This window comes from Rhodococcus sp. BP-332 (genome assembly GCF_019836065.1).
Taxonomy (GTDB): domain Bacteria; phylum Actinomycetota; class Actinomycetes; order Mycobacteriales; family Mycobacteriaceae; genus Rhodococcoides.
Map to the genome: position 1 here is coordinate 387,802 of NZ_JABUEC010000002.1, position 24,406 is coordinate 412,207.

Annotated in this window: 14 protein-coding genes; 3 read left to right on the forward strand and 11 right to left on the reverse strand. The window is 68.5% G+C overall.

The window, feature by feature from the left end; genetic code table 11:
- Positions 1–67: 67 nt before the first annotated feature.
- The 5 genes from HQ314_RS07460 to eat all read right to left on the reverse strand — a co-directional run bounded on the left by HQ314_RS07460 (position 68) and on the right by eat (position 14,244).
- Positions 68–8,650: an amino acid adenylation domain-containing protein gene (locus HQ314_RS07460; RefSeq protein ID WP_222649737.1), complete on the reverse strand. Its 8,583-nt coding sequence runs from the start codon at positions 8,648–8,650 to the stop codon at positions 68–70.
- Between the two features lie 500 nt (positions 8,651–9,150).
- Positions 9,151–10,656 (reverse strand): amidohydrolase, encoded by a 1,506-nt coding sequence (locus HQ314_RS07465; protein WP_222649738.1) that lies wholly within the window; start codon positions 10,654–10,656, stop codon positions 9,151–9,153.
- 26 nt (positions 10,657–10,682) lie between these two features.
- Positions 10,683–11,408, reverse strand: a complete 726-nt coding sequence (eutC, locus tag HQ314_RS07470; RefSeq protein ID WP_056441804.1) for an ethanolamine ammonia-lyase subunit EutC — start codon at positions 11,406–11,408, stop codon at positions 10,683–10,685.
- On the reverse strand, positions 11,405–12,817 hold the full coding sequence (locus tag HQ314_RS07475) for an ethanolamine ammonia-lyase subunit EutB (RefSeq protein WP_222649739.1): 1,413 nt from the start codon (positions 12,815–12,817) through the stop codon (positions 11,405–11,407). Before HQ314_RS07475 ends, eutC begins: the two co-directional genes overlap by 4 nt.
- A complete protein-coding gene (gene eat, locus HQ314_RS07480; RefSeq protein ID WP_222649740.1) occupies positions 12,814–14,244 on the reverse strand; it encodes an ethanolamine permease in 1,431 nt (476 codons plus the stop codon). Before eat ends, HQ314_RS07475 begins: the two co-directional genes overlap by 4 nt.
- Before the next feature lie 167 nt (positions 14,245–14,411).
- On the opposite strand from eat, the gene HQ314_RS21705 reads away from it, so the two are divergent.
- Positions 14,412–15,275: a type IV toxin-antitoxin system AbiEi family antitoxin domain-containing protein gene (locus HQ314_RS21705; RefSeq protein WP_222649741.1), complete on the forward strand. Its 864-nt coding sequence runs from the start codon at positions 14,412–14,414 to the stop codon at positions 15,273–15,275.
- A gap of 21 nt (positions 15,276–15,296) precedes the next feature.
- On the opposite strand, the gene HQ314_RS07490 is transcribed toward HQ314_RS21705, so the two are convergent.
- The 4 genes from HQ314_RS07490 to mftF form a co-directional block, all read right to left on the reverse strand.
- A complete protein-coding gene (locus HQ314_RS07490; protein WP_037184728.1) occupies positions 15,297–15,791 on the reverse strand; it encodes a DUF779 domain-containing protein in 495 nt (164 codons plus the stop codon).
- Positions 15,792–15,847: 56 nt separating this feature from the next.
- Positions 15,848–17,371, reverse strand: coding sequence for an aldehyde dehydrogenase (gene adh, locus HQ314_RS07495; protein ID WP_027504630.1), 1,524 nt, complete (start codon positions 17,369–17,371; stop codon positions 15,848–15,850).
- A gap of 104 nt (positions 17,372–17,475) precedes the next feature.
- Positions 17,476–18,738 (reverse strand): transcriptional regulator, encoded by a 1,263-nt coding sequence (locus HQ314_RS07500; RefSeq protein WP_222650055.1) that lies wholly within the window; start codon positions 18,736–18,738, stop codon positions 17,476–17,478.
- Between the two features lie 117 nt (positions 18,739–18,855).
- Positions 18,856–20,262, reverse strand: a complete 1,407-nt coding sequence (gene mftF, locus HQ314_RS07505; RefSeq protein WP_027504628.1) for a mycofactocin biosynthesis glycosyltransferase MftF — start codon at positions 20,260–20,262, stop codon at positions 18,856–18,858.
- A gap of 437 nt (positions 20,263–20,699) precedes the next feature.
- On the opposite strand from mftF, the gene HQ314_RS07510 reads away from it, so the two are divergent.
- Both HQ314_RS07510 and HQ314_RS07515 read left to right on the forward strand, forming a co-directional pair.
- On the forward strand, positions 20,700–21,401 hold the full coding sequence (locus HQ314_RS07510; protein ID WP_056441789.1) for a GntR family transcriptional regulator: 702 nt from the start codon (positions 20,700–20,702) through the stop codon (positions 21,399–21,401).
- Positions 21,402–21,534: 133 nt separating this feature from the next.
- Positions 21,535–23,121 carry an NCS1 family nucleobase:cation symporter-1 gene (locus HQ314_RS07515; RefSeq protein WP_056441786.1) on the forward strand — a complete coding sequence of 529 codons (1,587 nt, stop codon included), beginning with the start codon at positions 21,535–21,537 and terminating at the stop codon, positions 23,119–23,121.
- Here the strand turns inward: HQ314_RS07515 and HQ314_RS07520 are convergent.
- Together HQ314_RS07520 and HQ314_RS07525 are read right to left on the reverse strand one after the other, a co-directional pair.
- Positions 23,095–23,841 (reverse strand): GTP pyrophosphokinase family protein, encoded by a 747-nt coding sequence (locus HQ314_RS07520; RefSeq protein ID WP_081821128.1) that lies wholly within the window; start codon positions 23,839–23,841, stop codon positions 23,095–23,097. The two genes, HQ314_RS07515 and HQ314_RS07520, sit on opposite strands and share 27 nt — an antisense overlap.
- Entirely contained in the window at positions 23,838–24,347 is a 510-nt protein-coding gene (locus HQ314_RS07525) for a GNAT family N-acetyltransferase (RefSeq protein WP_222639331.1), read from the reverse strand. Before HQ314_RS07525 ends, HQ314_RS07520 begins: the two co-directional genes overlap by 4 nt.
- Positions 24,348–24,406: the final 59 nt, after the last annotated feature.

The following is a 24,406-nucleotide window of genomic DNA, read 5'->3' on the forward strand; positions in this document are numbered from 1 at the left end:
GCGGCGCGCGCGCCGCTCACCCGGGTGGTGTGAACGGCGCCCGTCACCGTGGTGTGGACGGATCCCGTCATGAGCTCCGCATGGCGAGCCCGATACCCGTCGAGGTCAACGGCACGACGTCGATCTCGGTGCCGTCGGCGAAGCCGTCACACGACTCGCTGTCGCCCCGGCCCGCGTCGGTGACCACCACGGCGAGATCCTCGAACTCCCCGGCGTCCACCGCCGACAGGTCCGACGGGGTGGCGAACAGGTGCGTCACCCACTGATCGAGCAGCACGTCCGTCAGCGACTCCGCCGCACCGTCCTGCACCAGCACAGCGGCGCCCGCGACACCGGCGACCAGCGCCCGCAGCGCCTGCGACACGGTCGAGACCGCCGCCGTCGCGAACAACCGGGACTCGTAGTCCACGGCGAGTCGATCGAGTTCGGCGGACACGATGCCGGAGAGCTCGTCGAACGTGAGCACGCCGACCGAGCCCGTCCCGGTCGGCAGGACCAGCGCCGGGTCGGCTCCGTTCTGCGGGCGTGCCCGATCCGCGTACGTGACGGGACGCGCGGAGAACTGCGCGACGTCGTCGACGGCGTCGTCCACCGACAGGATCAGCGGCGCCCGACTCCCGTTACGGGAGGCGCCGGACAGCACGATCACGTCGGGTTCCACTAGGCCAATGTCCAGCGCCGCGCCCGCCTTGAGGATCCCCCACCACAGGGCCAGGGTGTCCGTGTCGAGGCCGGAGTCGCCGGATCGGACGGCGACCGTCGACCCGGCGCCGACGCCTGCCCCCGCGAGCCAACGCGCCAGGCGGTTGGAGCGAGCGTCGAGGTCGGCGTAGCTGATCTCACTCTCGCCGATCACGACGGCGGGTGCGTCCGGATCCGATTCCACCGCCGACGCGAACGACGCGACCACCGACGGCCCGGAGTACGCCGCGGGAGTCGTGGGCTCCACCACGGGCGCCGCGGTGACCACCTCGGCGAGCGGCAGATCGGCGACGACGCGCGTGGGTTCGGTGACCCCGGCCCGCAGCACCGACGCCAGATGCCGGCCGAAGGTCTCCACCGTCTCCTCGTCGAACAGCTCGGTCGAGTACGTGAACATCATCGTCATGTCGCCGCCCGGCTTCCGCGAGCCGTCGTCGTCGACCGTGAGCAACAGATCGAAGTTGGCGGGCTCGAACGGATTCTCCAGTTCTGACACGGTGATCTCGGGCAGCTCCACCCGCGCCGGCGTGATGTTGCGGAACGCCAGTGCGGTCTGGAAGAGCGGCGGCACCGATCCCGTGCGCTGCGGCGCGACGGCGTCGACGACGGTCTCGAACGGCACCTCCGAGTGCGCGAACGCGTCGACGTCCACGCGACGGGCTGCGGCCACCAGTTCGGCGAAGCTCAGATCCTCGTCGACCCGCAGACGCAGGGCCACCGTGTTGACGAGCATGCCGACCAGGTTGTCGAGCGCCGGATCTCCGCGGCCCGCGAGAGCGGTGCCGATCGCGATGTCCGTCGATCCGGACAGGCGGGAGAGGACGACGGCGAGTGCCGCGTGCACCACCATGAATCGCGTCGCGTTGTGGTCGCGCGCCAGTGCCTCCACCCGGTCCGCCGCGAACCCGTCCACGGCGAAGTGGACGGACGCACCCTCGCGGGTGGGCGACGCCGGCCGCTCCCGGTCACGCGGCAGGTCCAGCTCCGGGGGCAGGCCGTCGAGAGCCTGCTTCCAGTAGGCGATCTGGGCGGACGCGACCGACTCGGCGTCGCGGGGCGAGCCGATGACGTCGCGCTGCCACACCGCGTAGTCCGCGTACTGGACGGGGAGCGGAGCCCACGCGGGGTCGACGCCCTCGGTGCGTGCGAGGTAGGCGGTGACGAGGTCGCGGGTCAGCGCCACGCGGCTCACGCCGTCCGCGGCGATGTGGTGCACGACGATCGCGAGCACGGCCTCGGTGGAGACCTCCGGGTCACGGAAGACCGCGAGCCGCAGCGGGACCGCCGTGGTGACGTCGAAGCCGCTCGTCGCGAGAGCGACGAACTCGTCGATCCAGCGCGCGGACGGAACATCCTGGACGGCGAGCTCGACGCCCGCCTCGTCGACCGTCAGGATCTCCTGCCGCGGTACGCCGTCCGTCTGCGGGTACACGGTGCGGAGGATCTCGTGTCTCGTGACGAGGTCACGAACAGCACGACGCAGTGCCATGAGATCGAGACGGCCTTCGAGCCGGATACCCAACGGCAGGTTGTACATCGGCGACGACGGGTCGAGCCGGTTGCTCAGCCACATGCGCTGCTGTGCGAGTGCCAGCGGAATCACATCGGGACGGGGACCCGCGACGAGCGCGGGTCGATCGGACGCACCGAGCTCGGCGACGACCGCCGCGAGACGCGAGACGGTGGTCGCATCGAACACGGCGCGGACCGGAACGTGCACGCCCAGTTCGGTACCGATGCGGGACGCGACCTGGGTCGCGACGAGCGAGTTGCCGCCGAGTCCGAAGAAATCGTCGTCCAGGCCGACGGGTGTGACGTCGAGGATGTCCTCGAAGACACCCGCGATCGCCTTCTCCACCCGCGTCTCGGGTGCGCGGTACGTGCGATCGGAGTCCTCGGTGACCTCGGGCAGCGCCTTGCGGTCGAGCTTGCCGTTCACGGTCAGCGGCAGACGGTCCAGCTCGACGATGCGCGCGGGAACCATGTACGCCGGCAACAGCGAGGCGACGTGTTCGGTGACTGCCACCGCGTCGACCGTGGAGCCCGATTCGGGCACCACGAACGCGACCAGGACGTCGCCGGCCGGGCGCCGCACCACCGACGCGGCGGCGCCCGCGACACCGGGCGTGGACGCCACGACGGTCTCGATCTCGCCCAGTTCGACGCGGAATCCGCGGATCTGCACCTGGGCGTCCGCACGTGCGAGGTACTCCAGCGCGCCGTCGCGGTTCCACCGCACGACGTCGCCGGAGCGGTACATCCGCTGACCGGCCAGGTACGGGTTGGCCACGAAACGCGTCGCGTTCAGGTCGGGGCGACCGACGTAGCCCTGCGCCAACTGATCACCCAGGACGTAGAGCTCACCTGGAACCCCGACGGGTACGGGCCGCAGGGCGTCGTCGAGCACAATGCCGCCGAGACCCGGGACGGGAACGCCGATGACGCTGCCCTGGGCCGCGGCCGCGAATGCCGCCGTCAACTCCTGGTAGGTGACGTGCACCGTCGTCTCGGTGATGCCGTACATGTTCACGAGCCGGGGACTGTCGTCCGCGTGCCGCGCGTACCAGCGCTGCAGCTGCGACAGATCCAGCGCCTCACCGCCGAAGACGACGTGCCGCAGGGACAGCTCGGTGCCCGCACGGTCGCGCTCGGCCTCGGCGAGTTGATAGAACGCCGACGGTGTCTGGTTGAGCACCGTCACGCCCCGGTCGGCGAGCATGTCGAGGAAGTCGCCCGGCGAGCGAGCGGTCCAGTGGTCCACCACGACGACGCTGCCGCCCGTGGTGAGCGCGCCCCACAACTCCCACACCGAGAAGTCGAAGGCGTAGGAGTGGAACATCGTCCAGACGTCGTCGGGTCCGAAGCCGAAGTACTGCTCGGTGTTCGTCAGCAACGTCACCACGTTGGTGTGCGGGATCGCCACACCCTTGGGGTTACCGGTGGATCCGGAGGTGTAGATGATGTACGCGACGTCGTCCGGCCGCGCCACGGGCAGCAGCGCGGTGGACCCCGACTCCGAATCCGATTCCGCCGCTACGACATCGGTGTCCACGACGACGGTCAGGCCGTCGCGCCGCACCTGGTCCTCGAGCCGAGCGGAGACCACGGCGAAGCGCGCACCGGAGTCGGCCACGACGTAGTCGACCCGGTCGCCCGGATACTCGGGGTCGATCGGCACGTAGGTCGCGCCTGCCCTCATGACGGAGAACAGCACGGCGACCAGATCCACCGACCGGTCGCACACCACCGCGACCCGATCGCCGGACCGCACCCCCAGCGCGTACAGCCTCGCTGCAGCGGCGCGCGAACGAGAGTCCAACTCGCCGTAAGTGATCGACACCTCGCCGAACCGCACTGCACTCGCTTCGGGGTGGCTCGCCGCGTGATCGAGCACCCGCGAGACGATGGTGTCGTCGCCCACGGGACGGCCCTCGGACACTCGCTGGATCGACCTCTCGGCGACCACGCGGTCACTGGCGTCGAGCACGTCGATGTCGGCGACAGACACACTGGGATCGTCGACGATCGTGGTCAGCACCTGCACGAACCGGCGCGTGATCGCCTCGATGGTCGAGGCGTCGAACAGTGTCGACGCGTACGAGAAGGTGGCCGGCATACCGGCGGGACGGCCCGCGTCGTCGGTGCGATCGGTCATGGTCAGCTGCAGATCGAACTTGACCACCTGCAGGTCGAGATCGACCGTGGACAGGCGCAGTCCGGTGAGTTCCACCGTCGAGTGACCCATGTTCTCGAACGCCAGCATCACCTGGAAGATCGGGTGACGCGACTCCGACCGCGCCGGGGACAGCACCTCCACGAGACGCTCGAACGGCACGTCGCTGTTGGCGAACGCCTGCAGGTCGCGTTCGCGGACGTGGTCCAGCAGCGCGTCGAACGGCTGGCGACTGCCCACGGTGGTGCGCAGCGCCAAGGTGTTCACGAACATGCCGACGAGGTCGTCGATCGCCGCGTCGCCGCGTCCCGCGACCGGGGTGCCGATGACGATGTCGTCGGTAGAGCTGATCTTGGCGAGCGTCACGGCCAGCGCCGCGTGCACCACCATGAAGAGCGTGGTGCGGTGGCGCCCGGCCAGGTCGATCATCTTCGCGTGGAGCTCGGCGTCGATCTCGAACGCGTGCGCTCCGCCGCTGAGCGACGACCGGGACGGACGGGCCCGGTCGATCGGGAGCGGCAGCAGATCCGGTGCGTCGCGCAGGGTCTCGACCCAGTAGCGCTCCTGCTGCGCGATGAGCGACGTGGGATCGTCCTCGGACCCCAGCACCTCCCGCTGCCACAACGTGTAGTCGACGTACTGCACGGGCAGTGGGGTCCACGTGGGCGCGTAGAACGCGATGCGGGCGCTGTAGGCCGCCATCAGGTCGCGCGCGAGGGGTGTCAGAGACGCACCGTCTGCGGAGATGTGGTGCACCACGATCGCGAGCACGTGATCGGTCTCGCTGATCTGGAACAAACGACCGACCAGCGGGACGTGCTCCGTGACCTGGAAGGTGGTCATCGCGAAGGAGATCAGCACGCCGTGCAGGTCGTCCGCGTCGACCGGTACGGGTGTCAGATCCGGTACCACGGCCTCGGGCTCGTGGGTGACCTGGACCGGTCCGTTCTCGGTGTCCGGGTAGGACGTCCGGAGCGCTTCGTGGCGGTCGACCACGTCCATGATCGCGACCTGCAGCGCGGCGATGTCGAGATCGCCCTCCAGACGCAGGGCCAGCGGGATGTTGTAGGCGACGGACGAGGGGTCGAACTGATTGAGGAACCACATACGCCGCTGTGCGAGCGACAAGGGCACAGGACCGGTCCGTTCACGGCGCACGAGCGGCATGCGGGTCTCGCCGCGCGCACCCTGCTGCAACCGGGACGCGAGCGACTCGACGGTGGGCGCTTCGAAGAGGGTGCGCACCGAGACCTGGGTTCCCAGAGCGGCGCCGAGGCGGGAGACGGCGCGCGTCGCGATGAGCGAGTTGCCGCCGAGAGCGAAGAAGTCGTCGTCGAGTCCGACCCGCTCGACGCCCATCAACTGCGTGAACACTGTCGCGACGATCTCCTCCACGACAGTCGTCGGCGCGCGAAATTCGCGTGTCGCCAGCACCGGCTCGGGCAGACGGCGGTGATCGATCTTGCCGTTGACGGTGACCGGCAGATGATCGAGCACCACCACCGCGGCGGGGATCATGTGCGACGGTAGATGCTGCGCGGCGTGGCGGAGCAGTTCCGAGTGCTCGAGCGTGATGTCCGGGCGCAGCACGATGTACGCCGCGAGCACCGTGGCCCCGGACGACTGCTTGTGCGCCACGGTGACGGCGGTACGGACACTGGGATGCTCCGCGAGCACCGCGTCGATCTCGCCCAGTTCGATGCGGAAGCCGCGAATCTTCACCTGCGAGTCGGCGCGACCGACGTAGATCAGGTCCCGATCCTCGGTCCACCGGACCAGGTCGCCCGTGCGGTACATGCGCCCGCCCGACTCGGCCCACGGCCCGGCCACGAAGCGCGTGGCGGTGAGGGCGAATCGGTTGGCGTAGCCGCGGGCGAGATCCACGCCGGCGAGATACAGTTCGCCCACCACACCCACGGGTACTGGCCGAAGTCGGTTGTCCAACACCACCTGTCGCGTTCCACGGATAGGGGAACCGATGGTCACGGGCGCACCGGGCTCCAGTGGGTCAGAGATCGACCCGATCATGGTGGTCTCGGTGGGGCCGTAGGCGTTCCGCAGCGCGGTGCGGGAAGCCCAGCGTGCCGCCACCTCGGACGGCAGTGCCTCACCGGCGCTGATGATGGACTCGATCTGCTCCAGCCCCTCCGGCTCGAGTGATCCCAGTGCCGCAGGCGTGATCACGACGTGCGTGACTCTCTTCTCGCGGATGTAGTCCGCCAGGTCCTCGCCGCCGAACACTCCCGACGGAGCCAACGCCAGCGTCGTGCCGGCGGACAGAGCCATCAACTGCTCGAAGATCGACGCATCGAAGCTCGGGGAGGCGACACCGAGGACGACGGACTTCGTCGACACACCGTACGTCACCGTCATCTCGCCGATGATGTTCGACAGACCGTCGTGACCGACCGTCACGCCCTTCGGCAGACCGGTGGAACCCGAGGTGTAGATCATCCATGCTGCCGTGAACGATCGCACCGGCGCCGTGCGGTCGGCGTCGGTCAGCCGTGCGGGCGAGCAGACGGCCAGATCGTCGCCGAACTCCGGATCGTCCACGACGAGCCACTCGATCGTGTCCGGGAGGTCCTTCACGTGTCTGCGTGTGGTCAGCCCGATCCGTGCGCCGGAATCACCCAACATGTGCGCGATGCGTTCGACGGGATAGGCCGGGTCGATCGGGAGGAACGCGCCACCGGATGCCACGATCGACCACGTCGCGTGGATCATCTCGACCGATCGACCGAGTGCGACCGCGACGACGCTCTCCGGTCCGACGCCCCGCGAGATCAGCAACCGGGCCAGGCGGTTGGAGCGCGCGTCGAGTTCGGCGTACGTGACCGATTCCGACCCGCACGTGACGGCCACCGTGTCGGGGGCGGCGTCGACGGCGCGGGCGATGATGGCGCCGAAGGTGACCTGCGGGAAGCTTTCGCCGCCCAGCGCGGGAACGAAACGCTGCCGCTCGTCGTCGGTCAGCACCTCGAGTGATCCGAGCGGAGCATCGGGTTCGGCACCGATCAGGGCGTCGAGGAAGCGCACGAAGCGGGCACGATGCGCGTTCAGCTGGTCCTGCGTGTACCGCAGCGGGTTCGCCTCGAAGTCGATCCGCAGCTCCCGACTGTCCGCGCCGGGATAGATGTTCAGCGCCAGATCCTCCACCGGACCGGTGGTCAGCACGTTGTACGAACCGTTGACGGCGCCGAGCCGCAATTCGTCGTGGAACAGCATGATGTTGATCGACGGACCGAACAGTCCACGCTGGGTGGCCGACTCACCGCTGTCTCGGCGGATGTCCTCGTGGCGGTATCGCTGACGACGCAGGGCGCCGGTGAGTTCGAGTTGCGCCTGGGATGCGGACTCGGCGACCGTGCAGTTCGGCGGCAGTGCCAGACGCAGCGGCACGACGTTGGAGACCATGCCACCCGACCGGCGCATGACCGCGGTCGTGCGCGCTGACACCGGGAGGCTCAGGACCGTGTCCTCGGCTCCGGTCATGCGGGAGACGAACGCTGCGAAGGCAGCGACGACGAAGGGAGCCGAGGCGGTCCCGAGCGAGGTCACGCGCGCGTCGAGCCGTTCGGCCAGATCGGTGGACACGAAACCACCGGCGATCAACGCGGGCGACGTCGGCGGCGCTGTGACGGATGACAGCGACGGCGGGTCCGGGAGGCTGCGTACCTTCTCGGCCCAATACGCGGCGTCCTTCTCGAAGCGGTCCGACGATCGGTACTTGGCGTCGTCGACGTACAGGTTGTGAAGATCGACGGCCTTGGACGGTTCGGGCTCCTCGCCGTCCATCGCAGCCGTGTACAGCGCAGCCGTACGTTGGATCATCGTCATCGCGCCGAAACCGTCCAGCGCGACGTGATGGATGCGGGAGTACCAGAACCAGCGCTCATCGCTCAACCGAAGGACGTGGGAGACCACCAGTCGGTCGACCAGCATGTCCACGGGTGCGCTGTACTCGCGTGTCATCCACTCCATCGCCGCTGCTTCCGGATCGGACTCGGAGCGCAGATCGAAATAGGAGATGTGGTCGCGCATGCTCAGATCGACGTACTGGTACGGCTCGCCGTCCACCTCGGTGAGACGCAGGTAGCCCGATCCGAACTCGCGCCCGGCCCGGTCGAGAGCGTACTCGAGAACGTCCAGGTCGAGGCTTCCGTTCAGTTCGACATAGTGCGCGATGGAAATCGGGACGTCACCGGCGAGTTGCTGGGAGAACCAGATACCGCGCTGCGCTCCGGACAGCGGGAACGCACCGTCCGGAAGCACCGTTCCATCACTCGTCAGGGGACCTTCGCCGGCCGGTCCGCCATCGAACCGTGCACCGTCATCCACTCGTCTACTCCCCGTGATCTCTCGTGGCCCCGTGTTGACACACGGCACCCCGGCAGACCGAGTCCGCCTTCATGGCCGTCCAGACGACGATTCCCCCGTTTCGTCGTCCGCACTCGACGTCGTGCCCGTCGCTCTCACCCGGTCGTTCGTTACACATCAGAGGTGCCGTCACGACCCCGCCAGCTGCCACGGCTGTGAACAGCGGCGATGAAAATGCGTGATCGATGACGATCCTCTCGTTGTCGGGCAGCCTTTCATGTTAGTTGACGGTGACGAGTCCCACCCAATCACTCGCGGCGATGGGCTCTGCTGTCCACGCCGCCGTGAACGACATCGCGGCGTACTCATACCTCACACATCGACACTACCGCCGGGTAGCGACACGGGTCGGGTTGCTCGGCCACCGCGTGTGTCTCCGACACGATGGCGAAGGCTCAGGACACGTGGGTCGCGCGCCCACCGCTGATCGTGGCGATCACCGGAACGGACCGCAGGTCGGCGTTCGACAGGACGTACGGGGACTCGGCGAGCACGACGAGGTCGGCGGCGGATCCGACGTCGACACCTGCGCGCCCACCCGATGCCGCCCGCAGTGCGACGTCCATCGGCACCGCCTCGCCCGGATGCCAGGACGGTCGCTCGTCGTCGGTGCGGAACACGGCGTCGGCGACGGCCGACCGCGGATCGGGCGGGGAGACGGGAGCGTCGGACCCGAACTGCAGCAGCGCGCCGTGGCGGTGCAGCGAGTGGTAGCCGTACGCGATCGATCGTCGGCCGGACCACAACACGTCGGCGACGTCGCGGTCGGTCACCGCGTGCTGAGGCTGGACAGAGGCGACGACGCCCAGCGCCGCGAACCGGTCCAGGTCTTCCGGGCGGACCTGCTGCGCGTGCTCGACGCGTCCACCGACGACGGGGAGAGCACCCGAGTCCATGAGCGCGCGCACGGTCTCGAAGGCGTCGAGCACGACGGTGTTGGCGCGGTCACCGATGGCGTGCACCGCGGCGGCGATCCCACCGCCCGCCGCGCGCGAGATCAATCGCACCAGCTCCGGATGGTCGACGAGCAGCAGCCCGTGTGCCTCGGCGTCGTGCGTCGCCGGCGCCGCGTGCCCCGCGTCGGGATAGGGGTCGTGGCAGCAGGCCGTCCGCGTGTTGAGCGACCCGTCGGCCATGATCTTCAGCGGCCCCATGCGGAGCATGCGGCCCGTGTCCGCGGCGACGTCGCCGGTCCGGTGTCCGGCCGCCAGAGTCTCGTCGAGCCACGTCGGCCACGTCGACGCGCTCACCCGCACCGCCGGACGACCGGAGGCGAAGCGCCGCGTCCACGCGGTGAGGTTGTCGTCGAACTCGAAGTCGAGGACCTCGGTCACGCCCCGCGCGGCGAGATCCTCGGTGGCCTCGCACACGTACTCGTCGAGCACGCCCGTACCGACACGCGCGTCGACGGCACTCGCGATCGCGATGGCGTCGTGATCACGGAAGACACCGGTGGGGTGATCGACCGCGAGCTCGCGCAGCAACGCCGGGGAGAGCCAGACGGTGTGCAGATCCATGCTCGTCACCGCGACGGACACACCCGGCAGCGCGGCCTCGAGCATGTCCTTGTGCGGTGCGTCCGGCCAGAGGGCACCCCGGAAGCCCTGTGCACGAACGTCGCCGGTGAGGCCCGACGCCACCAGCAGGTCGACGAGGTGCCGTGCACTGGTGGCCGCGCCGACGTCCAGTCGGCGGCGCGCGAGTGCCCACTGCGCCATGTGCAGGTGCCCGTCGACGAACCCGGGCAGCACCACTCCCCCGCGCCCGTCGACGACGGTCTCGGCGGAGGCGGGAGTCAGGCGCTCCCCGGGTGCCGAGGTCTCGCTCACCAGGTCGTCGACGATGCGGACGTCCGAGAGGTCGTCCCGCGCGGGATCGACGCGCACACGTTGCAGCAGCACGATGTCAGACCCTAACGGTGCGCGGGTCAGGTCAGTTCGCGAGAGGAGTCCTTGAGATCGACGCCGGACCGCCCGAGCGTGCGCGCACCCGCGACCAACGATGCCGTCACCCGCGCCGCATGGTCGTAGTGCATGCCGCCGGGCGGGTGGATGTTCGAGATGCAGTTGCGCTCGGAGTCGTTGCGGCCCGGCTTCGGACCGTGCGTCAGATAGATGCCGAGGCTGTCCGCCACCGAGAGACCGGGACGCTCGCCGATGACGACGATCAGCGTGGACACCCCGAGCGCCGCGCCGACGTGGTCTCCCAGCGCCACCCTGGCCTGGGTCGCGATCACCGGAGGCGCGATCGTGAACGTACCCAGCGACTCCTTCAGCGCAGCGAGCAGACCCGCACCGTGATCCATCAGTGCCCGCGGGGACAGACCGTCGCACAACACGATTCCGATGTCCGCGTCGACCGTGTCGACGCCGGACAGGTCCTCGGGCTGCCGTCCCAGATCGGGACGACGCAGATACTCGCTGCGGGTGGACGCCTTGCTGGACACGACCACCGGATCACCGAGTCCGACGGCGGCGATCTCCCGAGCGAAGCTGTCGGTGTCGAGCGGCATGTGGACCGCGTCCCGCGCCGCGGCGTGGGCGGCCCGGAACTCGAGCACCCGAGTCGTCGGCAGGGCGTCCCCCGCCCGGCCGAGCCCGATGCGCGCCTGCGTCGTCACGCGCAGGTCGGTCCAGAAGTCCGGTGTGCTCATGCCGGCGTCGTCAGTGCTCGCAGCGGCGACGACGCGGCGTCGACGGGCAGGACCCGCCCCGCGTCGTCGGTCATCCCCAGCCGGTGCATCCACGCCTCGAACTCGGGAGCGGGCTTGAGGCCCAACACCTGCCGGACGTAGAGGGCATCGTGGAAGGACAGGCTCTGGTAGCCGAGCATGATGTCGTCGGCACCCGGCACGGCGATGACGAAGGCAGCGCCCGCGGCACCGAGCAGCGTCAACAACGTGTCCATGTCGTCCTGGTCCGCTTCGGCATGGTTGGTGTAGCAGACGTCGACACCCATGGGCAGGCCCAGGATCTTGCCGCAGAAGTGATCCTCGAGGCCGGCACGGATGATCTGCTTGCCGTCGTACAGGTACTCGGGTCCGATGAAGCCCACGACGGTGTTGACCAACAGCGGATCCAGAGCGCGGGCCAACCCGTACGCGCGGGTCTCGAGCGTCTGCTGATCGACCGGCTTGCCCCCGGTCCCGAAGTGCGAGTTCGCGGACAGCGCCGAACCCTGGCCCGTTTCCAGGTACATGACGTTGTTCCCGACGGTGCCGCGGTGCAACGACTTTCCCGCCTCGTTCGCCTCGAGGAGCATCGGCACCGTCACCCCGAAACTGGAGTTCGCCCCCTCCGTTCCGGCGATGGACTGGAACACGAGATCCACCGGGACACCCTTGCCGATGAGATCCACGGTGGTGGTGACGTGGGACAGCACGCACGACTGCACCGGGATCTCGAAACGCTGCCGGATCTCGTCCAGCAGGTACAGCAGATCCGCTGTCGCGGCGGGTGAATCGGTGGCCGGGTTGATGCCGATGACGGCGTCGCCCGAGCCCATCAGCAGACCATCGAGCGTCGCCGCGGCGATTCCGTGCGGGTCGTCCGTCGGATGATTGGGCTGCAGGCGGGTGGCCATCGTTCCGGGCAGACCGATGGTGGTGCGGAACGCCGAGATCACCGTCGCCGCCCGCGCCACCGCGATGAGATCCTGGTTGCGCATGATCTTGCTCGTCGCGGCCACCATCTCCGGGGTGAGGCCGGGCGCGACGTCCCGCAGTGTCCGGTCACTGTCGGGTTCCGCTGCGACCGTGAGCAACCAGTCCCGCAGACCGCCCACCGTCAGATGCGAGACCGCGTCGAATGCCTGCGCGTCGTGGCTGTCGATGATGAGGCGGGTGACCTCGTCGCTCTCGTACGGCACCACCTGCTCGTCCAGGAAGGTCTGCAACGGGAGATCCGCCAGAACCCAGGCGGCGGCGGCACGTTCGGCGTCCGACTCCGCCGCGCAGCCTGCGAGTTGGTCGCCCGATCGCGCCGGGGTGGCCTTCGCCATGACCTCGACGAGACCGTCGAAGGTGTAGGTCGATCCCGAGATCTGCTGGTGGTAGGTGCTCACCCGAGTTCGTCCTCGGCAGCGGCGAGCGCCGCGAACTCCTCGTCCGGAGAATTGGCCACCAGGTGATGGCGGCTGTAGACGCCGAAGTAGACCATGAAGAGCGCGAAGACGACCAGGCACCACAGCGCCGCCTGGCTGTCCACGAGGAACGTCGCGATCACGGCGAAGGCGGCGATGACGAGCGCGAATCCGGTCGTGACCGTGCCGCCCGGGGTGCGGTACGGGCGCGGCATGTCGGGCTCGCGGCGACGCAGCACGATGTGGCTCACCATCATCAGAACGTAGCTCAGCGCTGCCCCGAAGACGGCCATGTTCAACAACATCGAGCCCTTGCCGGTGAACGTCAGGGCGAAGCCGATGACGCCGGGCACGATCAGTGCCAGCGTCGGCGCCTTCCGGCTGTTGACCACCGACATGGACTTCGGCAGGTAGCCGGCGCGGCTCAGCGCGAACAGCTGCCGGGAGTAGGCGTACATGATGGAGAAGAAGCTGGCGATCAGACCGGCGAGGCCGATGTAGTTGACCACCGTCGCGGCGCCGCTGTCTCCCAGCGCCTCCACCAACGGGTTGCCCGACGCCTGCATCGCGTCGGCTCCGCCGGCGCCCGTCACGAGGATCAGCATGGCGGTGGCGGTCACCAGCAGCACCGCCATGGCGGCGATGATGCCGCGTGGCACGTTGCGCGCCGGATCCTTCGCTTCCTCGGCCGCGAGCGGCACGCCCTCGATCGCCAGGAAGAACCAGATCGCGAACGGCACCGCGGCCCAGATCCCCAGGTAGCCCATCGGCAAGAAGCTCGACGCACCCGCCGCATCGGTGGGGGCGATGTCGGTGAGGTTGGAGGCGTCGAACTGGAAGATCGCGGCGACAGCGAAGATGACGAGGCCTACGAGAGCGATGCCGGTGATGACGAACATGACCTTCAGCGCTTCACCGACACCGGCGAGGTGCACGCCGATGAAGATGGCGTAGACGGCGAGGTACACCCACCACCCGTCGGTGATCCCGAACAGGCCGAGCGATTCGACGTAGGCGCCGATGAACGTCGCGATGGCCGCGGGGGCGATGGCGTACTCGATGAGAATGGCTGTGCCGGTGGCGAACCCGCCCCACGGTCCGAGCGCGCGCCGGGCGAACGTGTATCCGCCGCCCGCGGCCGGGAGCGCAGACGACATCTCCGCCATGCCCAGCACCATCGCCAGGTACATGCCCGCGATGAGGATGCCGGCGATCAGCAGACCACCGAACCCGCCCTGCTCGAGTCCGAAGTTCCACCCCGAGTAGTCACCCGAGATGACGTAGCTGACACCCAGCCCCGCCAGCAGCACCCACCCCGCGCTGCCGGTCTTGAGCGTGCGCTTGGCCAGGTAGTCGGACGATTCTGCCTGAGAATCGGACGCCACGGGGCGCGGTTCCTTCACGGCCATGGGTGAGCCTCTTTCGGAGTGTGAGCGGGTGGTGAGGGTGAGGCTAGGACTGCCGTGTTGCGGGGACGTTGCGATTGTTTTTCCACTGGACGGTGCGCTGACCCGCGATAACCGCGGCCCCGCGCACCCGGCGGAACCAGGAGAGCCGACGCGGCCGTCCAACGCCTGTGATCGATCGACTTCTCGCGCTCCACGACGGTGTCATCACCGCGACGCAGGCTCACGACGCCGGGATGAGCCAGGACGCGATCGATCGGCGCGTCCGAGCGGGCCATTGGCGCCGGGTCACGCGCGGTGTCTACGTCGCCTGCGACAGACCGTGGACGGACGCCGCTCGGGTGCGGTGCGCCGCGTACTGGGCCGGCGACGGGGCCGTCGTGACATCGGTGAGTGCCGCGTACTGGCACGGACTCGTTTCGGTTGCACCACGCATCGTCGATGTCACGGTCCCGCGCGGAGGACGGAGCAGGGCACCGTCGGGCGTTCGGGTGCGGCGACGGAACCTCGACCCTGCCGATGTGGTGGCGATCCGCGGAATCCGCGTCACGGCGTCGGGTCTCACGGTTCTCGAAGCGTCCGAGGAGTTGGGGATGGGCATCATCGACGTCGCCCTGCGCGGGCGGATGTCGCCGTCGGTGCTCCGGCGCGCACACGATCGAAATCCCCGGCGACGGGGCGCCCCTGCGGCCGAGAAGCTTCTCGTGGCAGCGGAGGGAGGAGCTCGGTCGGAGGCCGAGCGACTCTTCCTCGCCGTGATGCGCAATGGACGCATCACGGGGTTCCTGGTCAACTTTCCGTGGCGCGGGTACGTGCTGGACTTCGTGTTCCTCGACGAACGCGTCTGCATCGAGATCGACGGCTGGGCCTTCCATTCGGACCCCACCGCCTTTCACCGAGACCGAACTCGGCAGAACGTCGTCGTTCAGGAGTGGACGGTGCTGCGGTACACCTGGCGCGACCTCACACAGAGACCCGACGAGGTGATCGCCGAGGTCCGAGCGACCCTCCGACGGTGCGCTGAGCCGCGGTAAACGCGGCTCAGCGCACCCGACTCATCCCTGTATCGCCATCCCCGGCACCGGGCAGGCGTCGACGGCCTCGGCGACCACGATGGACTCGGTGGGGACGGGCGGGCGAGCGCCCTCCTCCCACTGCGCGCCGGTGATGGGGTCCTGCGACTCGAGTTCCGCGTTCTCCTCGGGGGTGTAGGCCCGGCCACGACTGAGGAACCGCAGCCCCTCCGGCGTCTCGAGGGAGAAGCCGCTGCCCCGGCCCGGCACCACGTCGAGCACCATCTGGGTGTGCTTCCACGCCTGGAACTGCGACCCGGAGATCCACACCGGAACGGCGTCGCCGTCGCTCGGCAGGTCGTCCGCGACGGTGCCCACCTCCGCGCGCAGGTCGAGGAGCCCGAGCAGGACGTCGCGGTCCCCGACGATGAATTCGCCTGCGGGGTAACACATCGGCGACGACCCGTCGCAGCATCCGCCGCTCTGATGCATCATCAGCGCGCCGTGGAGCCCGCCGAGGCGACGGAGAAGCTCCATCGCCCCGGCGGTTGCTTTGAGCCTCGGAGGCGGTGCCGACCCGTGGTTCGGCTGCATCAGAAGAAGCCCTGAGCCTTCGGGGCGTAGCTCACCAGCAGGTTCTTGGTCTGCTGGTAGTGGTCGAGCATCATCTTGTGGTTCTCGCGGCCGATTCCCGACTGCTTGTAGCCACCGAAGGCCGCGTGGGCCGGGTACTGGTGGTACGTGTTGGTCCACACACGACCGGCCTGGATGTCGCGGCCGGCGCGGTAGGCGACGCCGCCGTCACGCGACCAGACACCGGCGCCGAGGCCGTAGAGCGTGTCGTTGGCGATCTCGATGGCGTTGGCGTAGTCGGTGAAGGAGGTGACCGAGACGACGGGTCCGAAGATCTCCTCCTGGAAGATGCGCATGTTGTTCTTGCCGGTGAAGATGGTGGGCTGCACGTAGTAGCCACCGTTCAGGTCGCCGCCGAGCTGCGCGCGCTCGCCGCCCGTGACGATCTTGGCGCCCTCGCCCTTGCCGATCTCGATGTACGACAGGATCTTCTCGAGCTGGTCGTTCGAGGCCTGGGCGCCGATCATCGTCTCGGTGTCCAGCGGATCACCCTGACGGACGGCCTTGGTGCGGATCGCGGCGAGTGCGAGGAAGTCGTCGTAGATGTCCTGCTGGATCAGCGAACGCGACGGGCAGGTGCAGACCTCGCCCTGGTTGAGGGCGAACATCGTGAAGCCCTCGAGGGCCTTGTCCTGGTAGTCGTCGTTCTGCGACAGCACGTCGGAGAAGAAGATGTTGGGGCTCTTGCCGCCGAGCTCGAGCGTCACCGGGATGAGGTTCTGCGAGGCGTACTGCATGATCAGGCGCCCGGTCGTGGTCTCACCGGTGAAGGCGATCTTCTTGATGCGCGGGCTCGACGCGAGGGGCTTGCCTGCCTCGGTGCCGAAGCCGTTGACGATGTTGAGCACGCCCGGAGGCAGCAGGTCACCGATGACGCTGATCAGGTACATGATCGACGCGGGTGTCTGCTCGGCCGGCTTGAGGACGACGGCGTTGCCGGCGGCGAGTGCGGGGGCGAGCTTCCACACGGCCATCAGGATCGGGAAGTTCCACGGGATGATCTGGCCGACGACGCCGAGCGGCTCGTGGAAGTGGTACGCGACGGTGTCACTGTCGATCTCGGACAGCGAACCCTCTTGCGCACGAATGCATCCGGCGAAGTAGCGGAAGTGATCGATCGCGAGCGGGATGTCGGCGTTCAGCGTCTCGCGGATCGGCTTGCCGTTGTCCCACGACTCGGCGAGCGCGATGGAGTCGAGGTTCTCGGCGATGCGGTCGGCGATCTTGTTCAGGATGACGGCGCGCTCGGCGGGCGAGGTCTTGCCCCACGCCGGCGCGGCCTTGTGTGCGGCGTCCAGGGCGAGGTCGATGTCCTCGGCGGTGGAGCGCGCGATCTCGCAGAAGTTCTGTCCCGTGACGGGCGTCGGGTTCTCGAAGTACTGACCCTTGACCGGAGCGACCCACTCGTTGCCGATCCAGTTGTCGTAGCGGGCCTCGAAAGACATGGCGGCGTCGGGCGTACCCGGGCGAGCGAAGACAGTCATCGAACATGCTCCTTCATCGGTGATCCACCCCCACGGTCATCGGGGGCTGTGATGCAGGACACTAGAACGACGACGGTTGCATGACCGTTGCAGAGCCGACTCGGTCAGCCCAGCAGGGCGAGGCGAGCCTGGACCTGCCCGTACAGCGCCGAGGACGGGCTGAGCGTGGCGAGGTAGGCCGACCACGCGGCGGCGTCCTCGCGGCCGTGCACCGACGCCGTCCACCGCGCCAGCAGCACCGGGTCACCGGACCGCAGCAGCGCCGCCTGGACGCGCACTCGCAACTCCTCGCGGATCTCCGCGATACCCGGGGCGTACGACGACGGGAGCACCACGCCGGAGTAGAGCCGCAGCGCCGCGTCGACGTCCCCGCGGTCGAGAGCCGCCCGCACGTCCTCGACGTCCGACGACAGTTCCGCCACCAGTCGATAGGGCCGCGAGGCCACACCGTCGGCACCGAAAACCTTGCGCAGGCGCGACATCTCGGCTCGAACAGTGACCGAGTCCAGCTCGTTCTCGTCGAGCAGCGCGGCGAGATGGTCGGAGCTCAGCCCCTCGGGATGTGCCCGCAACAGCAGCAGCATCTCGGCGTGCCGTCCGGACAGGGCGACGCGTTCACCGCCGCGGACCAACGACGGGCGCCCGGCTCCGAGTACCTCCAGCCGGACTCCGGTGTCGAGATCGGGACGCGGGGACTCGAGCAGATGCAATCGCAGTTCGGACTCGGCCGCCGCCACCGTCGCGCGGACCAACGAGAGCACCTCGGGAACCGCGACGCGCGGACCGCCCGTGATGTCGATGGCCCCCAGGATGCGGCCGGTGACGGGGTGGTGGACGGGGGCTGCACTGCAACTCCACTCGTGCACGGGCCGCGAGAAGTGTTCGGCCGCGAAGATCTGCACGCAGTGATCGATGGCCAACGCGGTGCCGGGGGCGTTGGTGCCCATCCGCCCCTCGCTCCAGTCAGCGCCCTCGGTGAAGTTCATGGCGTTCGCGCGATCCTTCGCCGCGGTGTCGCCCTCGACCCACAGCAGCCGGCCCGACGCGTCGGTGATGGCCACGAGAAGACCGGTGTCGGCGGCGTCCTCGACGAGGAGTTTGCGCACCACGGGTCGGATGACGGACATCGGGTGATCGGCGCGGTACTGCGCGAGCGTGACGTCGTCGAGGAGATCGTCCGCACCACGATCGGGGTCGACGCCCATGTCGCGGCTACGCAGCCAGGAGTCGAGAACGACGGACCGCACGGGCGACTGGGGATCGACGGGACGGGCGAGTCCCACGGTCGACAGGCCCGGCCCGACGAAAGTCTCGTGAGCACGGGAGACGGAGCGCGCGAGCGTGGCGGCGTCGTCCCCGGGCCTCATCGCGACCCACGGATTGACCGTCACCACAGACCCCGCTTCCGTCAACAGCTCGCCCGGCAGATCGGCACACTCGACCGGCCTCCACTGTAACCCAGCTCACAGAGCGGCTGGCAGGGACTACTGGTTGCCGAGACGCGGCACCAGAGCACGGGGGTCGCGGTGCGACACGGCACCCACCCAGAGTCCGGTGCCGTAGGCGACGTCGTCGATGCGCTTGTACGCCGCGTAGCGCACCGGACCGAGGCCGCCCGGCTCCCGGTGCTCGACCCAGTCCCGCACACCCTCCGCCACCGCGATGGCCAGCGCCAGACGTCGGATGCGCCGGGAGAACAGCACGGCCACCAGCGTGACCGGCCAGTAGTGCCGCACCGCCGCGGACGCCAACTGCCAAGCGCCCCCGACGGTTCCGCGTGCCGCGAACACCGCGGCGAGGCGAGTGGGGTGATCCAGATCGACGAACAGGCGCCGTAGGCGGACCACCGTGGTGATCAGCGTGACCAGCGCACCGACCATGCCCGCACGCGTCCCCGAGGCGGCCAGCAGCAGTGCGAGCAGGGTCGACCGCGCCATGGCCACGGGCGGCACCTTCCCGTGGTGGCGGGAGGCCAGCTCGGTGGCACCGGTACCGTAGAACAGCTTGCGGCCGAACCACTTTCGCAGAGTGACGCGGTGATCGTGGGCGACGCGGGCCACCGGCTCGTACCGCAGGCGCCATCCCGCGTCCTGCAGTCGCCAGCACAGATCGACGTCCTCGGCCACGTGCATCGCCTCGTCGAAGCCTCCGCAGTCGAGCACGGCCCGTCGCCGGGCGACGACCGCCGCACTGGGGACGTACGACACCGGGCCACCCGCGAACACCGGGGCCTCCCGGCGACCGAGATCGAGGGAGGACCGTGCGCGCTCGTAGCGGGCGAGCGCACTGCCCTCCGGCTCGAGCGCCACGATGCGCGGAGCGACCAGCCCGACGGAGGGGTCGGAGAAATGACTGAGGACGACTTCGAGCCAGCCCTTGCGCGGCACCACGTCGGAGTCGAGGAACGCGACGAAGTCGGTCGTGGCCGCGGCGAGGCCGGCGTTGCGCGCCGCGGACGGTCCCCGCGGGGCGTCGTGCCGCACCACCGCGACCGAGGCACACAGTTCGTCCACGGCGATCTCGGCGTGCCGGACGGGAACGCGGGACCCGTCGTCCACGACGATCACGCGGAGTCCACGCAGCGCGCGCATCAGCCGCAGCAGTCCCTCGTGGTTGTCGCGGACCGGGATCACGACCGTCACGTCCGCGGCGGACGGAGTGCTCATCGGCCGGGGGTTCGCGACACCGGAGTCGAGCAGTCGACGCGCCACCGTGGCGGAGTCGGGATCGGACACCCGCAGGAATCCGTCGCCGATCATCGCGGCCGCGGCGGGTGCCAGCATCACCATCCTGGTGGGCGATCCGCCGAGGAGAACTCGACCGTTCGAGAGAGTCCGCACTCGAGGATCGATACGCACTCCGAATCCATCGGGAAGACGACCGTCGCGCATCGGGTCATCGTAAGGGCCTTTCTCGGTATTTGTCATAAGTCGGGCAGGATCGGCCCGAACACCCGCCGACGCGGGAATCGCGCTGTGGTCCGTTCGAGGGACACCCGCCCCGCGCGCACCGTGCATCGGCGCTGCTCGGCGCGCCGTGACCCCGACCGGTCGGCGTGCCTGGTCTCGACTGTCAAGCGAGACTTGAGGTTCGCTCGGATCGAGCGGCCGCCGACCGGATCGTCCACGGCAGATCGACGTGCACCGGGGAGCCCGCGCCGCGAGCTCGGGCAGGCGAGCCGACTGCCCGGCAGCGGATCGATCGACCGGCGTCCGCCGACGTGAACGTTCACCAACTCTCGTCGCACCGATGCGGCGACACGCGAGCGTCCGACGACTCCCCCGGTTAGAGTCGCCATGTCCCGTCCCGGTTCGCAGAAGGGGTCACGATGCCGCCGCGTCGCCGCTCGGCCCTGCTCGCGAAACTGTCCCGCGACGTCGCGGGTGGTTCACAGGAGGAGATCCTCACCGAACTCCGCCGGGTCATCCTGTCGGGTGACGCCCCGCCGGGAACGCCCATTCCCCTGGGCGACGTCGCCGACGTGTTCGGAGTCAGCCGCATCCCGGTGCGCGAATCGCTGAAGACCCTCATCGGCGAGAATCTGGTGTCGCATCGACCCAACCTCGGATACACGGTCGCGCAGTTGACGTCTCAGGAACTGCGCGAGATGTACATCGTTCGGGAGGTGCTCGAGAACGCCGCCCTCGCGGTGGCGGCCGAGGCCGCCACCGACGGGGAACGGCGTCGTGCCGAACAGATCGAGCGAGACCTCCGATCCTCGATCGCGGACGACGATCCCCAGCGCTACCACCGGTTGAGCCGCGAGTTCCACGTCGCCCTCACCGCGCCGTCCCGGATGTACCGCCTGCTCCACATGCTCGACGTCGCGTGGAACGTCACGGAGCCGGTCCAACCGATGGTGCACGTGAAGGGTGCGGACCGCGCGGCGTTGAACGACGATCACAGCGTCATGGTCCGCGCGTTCGTCGACCGCGACTCGGCGGCACTCCTGGCGGCGGCAGGGCACCACAACGAGCGGCTGAACGACGTCATCGCGACGCTTCCGGCGGGTTCCGGCCTGCTCTCCTGAGCCGGAACCGGACAGACCGGACCCGGAAACCTGCCGGTAAAGAGATATATCGGTTTCGTCACGACACGGAAATACAACGGGCTCAGACTTCTCCGCAGCACCGACCACGGTCCGCACCAGCGACGGAGACACGATGACCGACACCATTCCGCACACCGGCCCGTTCGACCCGCCTCCCGGGTCCCGCTCCGGTGTGAACGATCTGATCGAGGCACACGGGTACGCCGGAGGCGGGTCGACAGCAGAGGGACATCCGGTGGGGGGTGGAGTGATCAAGGAGGGGTACGACCCGAGGCTCACCAACGAGGACCTCGCCCCGCTGCGGAAGCAGACCTGGTCGTCCTACAACATCTTCGCGTTCTGGATGTCCGACGTGCACTCCGTGGGCGGATACGTCACCGCGGGCAGCCTTTTCGCGCTGGGACTGGCCAGTTGGCAGGTGCTCGTCTGTCTCCTCGTCGGCATCTCGATCGTCTACGTCTTCTGCAACCTGGTGGCCAAGCCCAGTCAGGTCGCAGGTGTCCCGTACCCGGTGATCTGTCGATCGGTCTTCGGCGTCCTCGGGGCCAACGTTCCCGCCATCATCCGAGGACTGATCGCGGTGGCGTGGTACGGGATCCAGACCTTCCTGGCCTCCGCCGCGCTCGACATCGTGTTGATCAAGCTGTTCCCGGCGCTCGGTCCGTGGGCGGACCGAGACCTCCACGGCTTCGCGGGACTGTCCACTCTGGGGTGGGGCAGCTTCATGCTCCTGTGGGTCCTGCAGGCGGCGGTCTTCTGGCGCGGCATGGAGTCCATCCGCAAGTTCATCGACTTCTGCGGCCCGGCCGTCTACGTCGTCATGTTCCTGTTGTGCGGCTACCTGATTCACGAAGCCGGCTGGAGCGCCATCGACCTGAACCTCGGCGACGTCACCTACACGGGGTTCGCCGCGGTGCCCGTCATGCTCGGCGCGATCGCGCTCGTCGTCTCCTACTTCTCGGGTCCGATGCTCAACTTCGGCGACTTCTCGCGCTACGGAAAGAGCTACGCCGCCGTGAAGCGCGGCAACTTCCTGGGCCTGCCCGTCAACTTCCTGCTCTTCTCGATCCTCGTCGTCGTCACCGCGTCCCTCACCGTTCCCGTCTTCGGCGAGCTCATCACCGACCCCGTCACGACGGTGGCGCGCATCGACAGCACCTTCGCGATCGTGTTGGGCGCGTTGACCTTCACGATCGCCACGATCGGTATCAACATCGTCGCGAACTTCATCTCGCCGGCCTTCGACTTCTCCAACGTCAGCCCGCAGAAGATCAGCTGGCGCGCCGGCGGCATGATCGCCGCCGTCGGCTCCGTGCTCATCACGCCGTGGAACCTCTACAACAATCCCGACGTCATCCACTACACGCTCGAGACCCTGGGAGCGTTCATCGGACCGCTGTTCGGCATCCTCATCGCGGACTACTACCTCATCCGCAAGCAGAAGGTCATCGTCGACGACCTGTTCACCATGGACGAGAGCGGCACGTACCACTACGCCAAGGGCTACAACCCGGCCGCGCTGATCGCCACCGCCGTCGGTGCCGTCTTCGCGATGTTCCCCGTGCTCACGGGCGGCACCCTCACCGGAATGCACACCGCGGCGCAGTACAGCTGGTTCATCGGCTGCGGCATCGGCTTCGCCCTCTACTGGGTGCTGGCCACGAAGACCTCGCTACGGGTGCGGAACGTCCCCGCCTGACCGCGGATCCGGCGCCAGTCCCGGCATGAGCGAGCGCAGGAACAGCTCCTCGTAGTCGGGGCCGGCGTCGGTGCGGGCGTCGCCGAGACGGACCACCTCGGCGTGCAGTCGCTCCATCGTGATGTCGAGCGTGCCCGCGGCCATCGCCGCCTCACGCAACTCGTCCCGCAGGCGTTGCGGCACCTCACCGTCGTACTTGTAGAAGATCTTGTGTTCGAGACTCGCCCAGAAGTCCATCGCGATGGTCCGGATCTGCAGCTCCACGAAGACGTGCTCCGTGCGGTCGGACAGGAACACCGGAATCTCGATGGTGAGGTGGAGACTGCGGTACCCGTTGGGCTTCGGATTCGCGATGTAGTCCTCGAACTCGAGCACTCGGATGTCGCTCTGCGACGCCAGCATCTCCTTCACCGCATAGGTGTCGGCGATGAAACTGCAGGTGATCCGGACGCCGGCGATGTCGAACAGACCGGCGCGGATCGCCTGGAACGTCAACGGAATCCCCTTGCGCACGGCCTTCTCGGCGATGCTGCGCGGCGTCTTCAGCCGCGACACCACGTGCTCGATGGGGCTGTAGGAATGCAGGTGCGTGAACTCGTCCTTCAGGATGTCGATCTTGGTGGTGAGCTCCTGCATGCCGAAGCGGTAGGACATCATGAAGCGGGTGAACTCGTCGCGCGCCGCGGTGAGGTCGAACACCACCGGCTCGTCCACGCTCATCGCGCGTCCTCCCGGAGAACCTTCTGCATCCGGAGGGACGCGGTGTCGTACCCCAGCGACTCGTACAGCCGACGCGCCGCCGTGTTGAAGCCGAACACGTTGAGCCCGAGCACCGTTCCGCCGTTCTCCCGTACCGCGTCCTCCGCCAGGAGCATCGCCGCCCGGCCGAGACCGCGACCCCGGTACCGCTCGTCGATGGCGACGTCCCAGACCCACCAGTCGGTCGTGGTCGCGATCGACTGGGGCCCGATCCACAGTGACCCCACCACGGTCTCGCCGTCCAGCACGTCGTACACCTGATGATGCGGTGCCGGACGACCGTCGGGGAAGTAGGCGGAGAAACTCTGCTCGGCGTTGTCGGTCGCCTGTTCGAGGGTGTCACCCGCCCGGACGCGATCGGCGCGGTAGTCGCCGCGGCTGCGCTCGACCCATTCGGGAAGTCGATCGTCGGGCATGGTCCTCAGCACCACTCGGGCCTGCGTGGAGTCTCCGTCGGCTGCGCTCACCCCTCCAGTGTCCCGGGTGCCGCACCGAGGTGGTTGAGCGTTCTACTTTCGGGTACCGC

Coding starts and splice junctions, on each gene's coding strand:
- eutC (WP_056441804.1), bottom strand. CDS start 11,408: ATGAGCACACCGGACTTCTGGACCGACCTGCGCGTGACGACGCAGGCG.
- eat (WP_222649740.1), bottom strand. CDS start 14,244: ATGGCCGTGAAGGAACCGCGCCCCGTGGCGTCCGATTCTCAGGCAGAA.
- HQ314_RS07490 (WP_037184728.1), bottom strand. CDS start 15,791: ATGGAGCTTCTCCGTCGCCTCGGCGGGCTCCACGGCGCGCTGATGATG.
- adh (WP_027504630.1), bottom strand. CDS start 17,371: ATGACTGTCTTCGCTCGCCCGGGTACGCCCGACGCCGCCATGTCTTTC.
- HQ314_RS07500 (WP_222650055.1), bottom strand. CDS start 18,738: ATGAGGCCCGGGGACGACGCCGCCACGCTCGCGCGCTCCGTCTCCCGT.
- mftF (WP_027504628.1), bottom strand. CDS start 20,262: ATGCGCGACGGTCGTCTTCCCGATGGATTCGGAGTGCGTATCGATCCT.
- HQ314_RS07510 (WP_056441789.1), top strand. CDS start 20,700: ATGCCGCCGCGTCGCCGCTCGGCCCTGCTCGCGAAACTGTCCCGCGAC.
- HQ314_RS07515 (WP_056441786.1), top strand. CDS start 21,535: ATGACCGACACCATTCCGCACACCGGCCCGTTCGACCCGCCTCCCGGG.
- HQ314_RS07520 (WP_081821128.1), bottom strand. CDS start 23,841: ATGAGCGTGGACGAGCCGGTGGTGTTCGACCTCACCGCGGCGCGCGAC.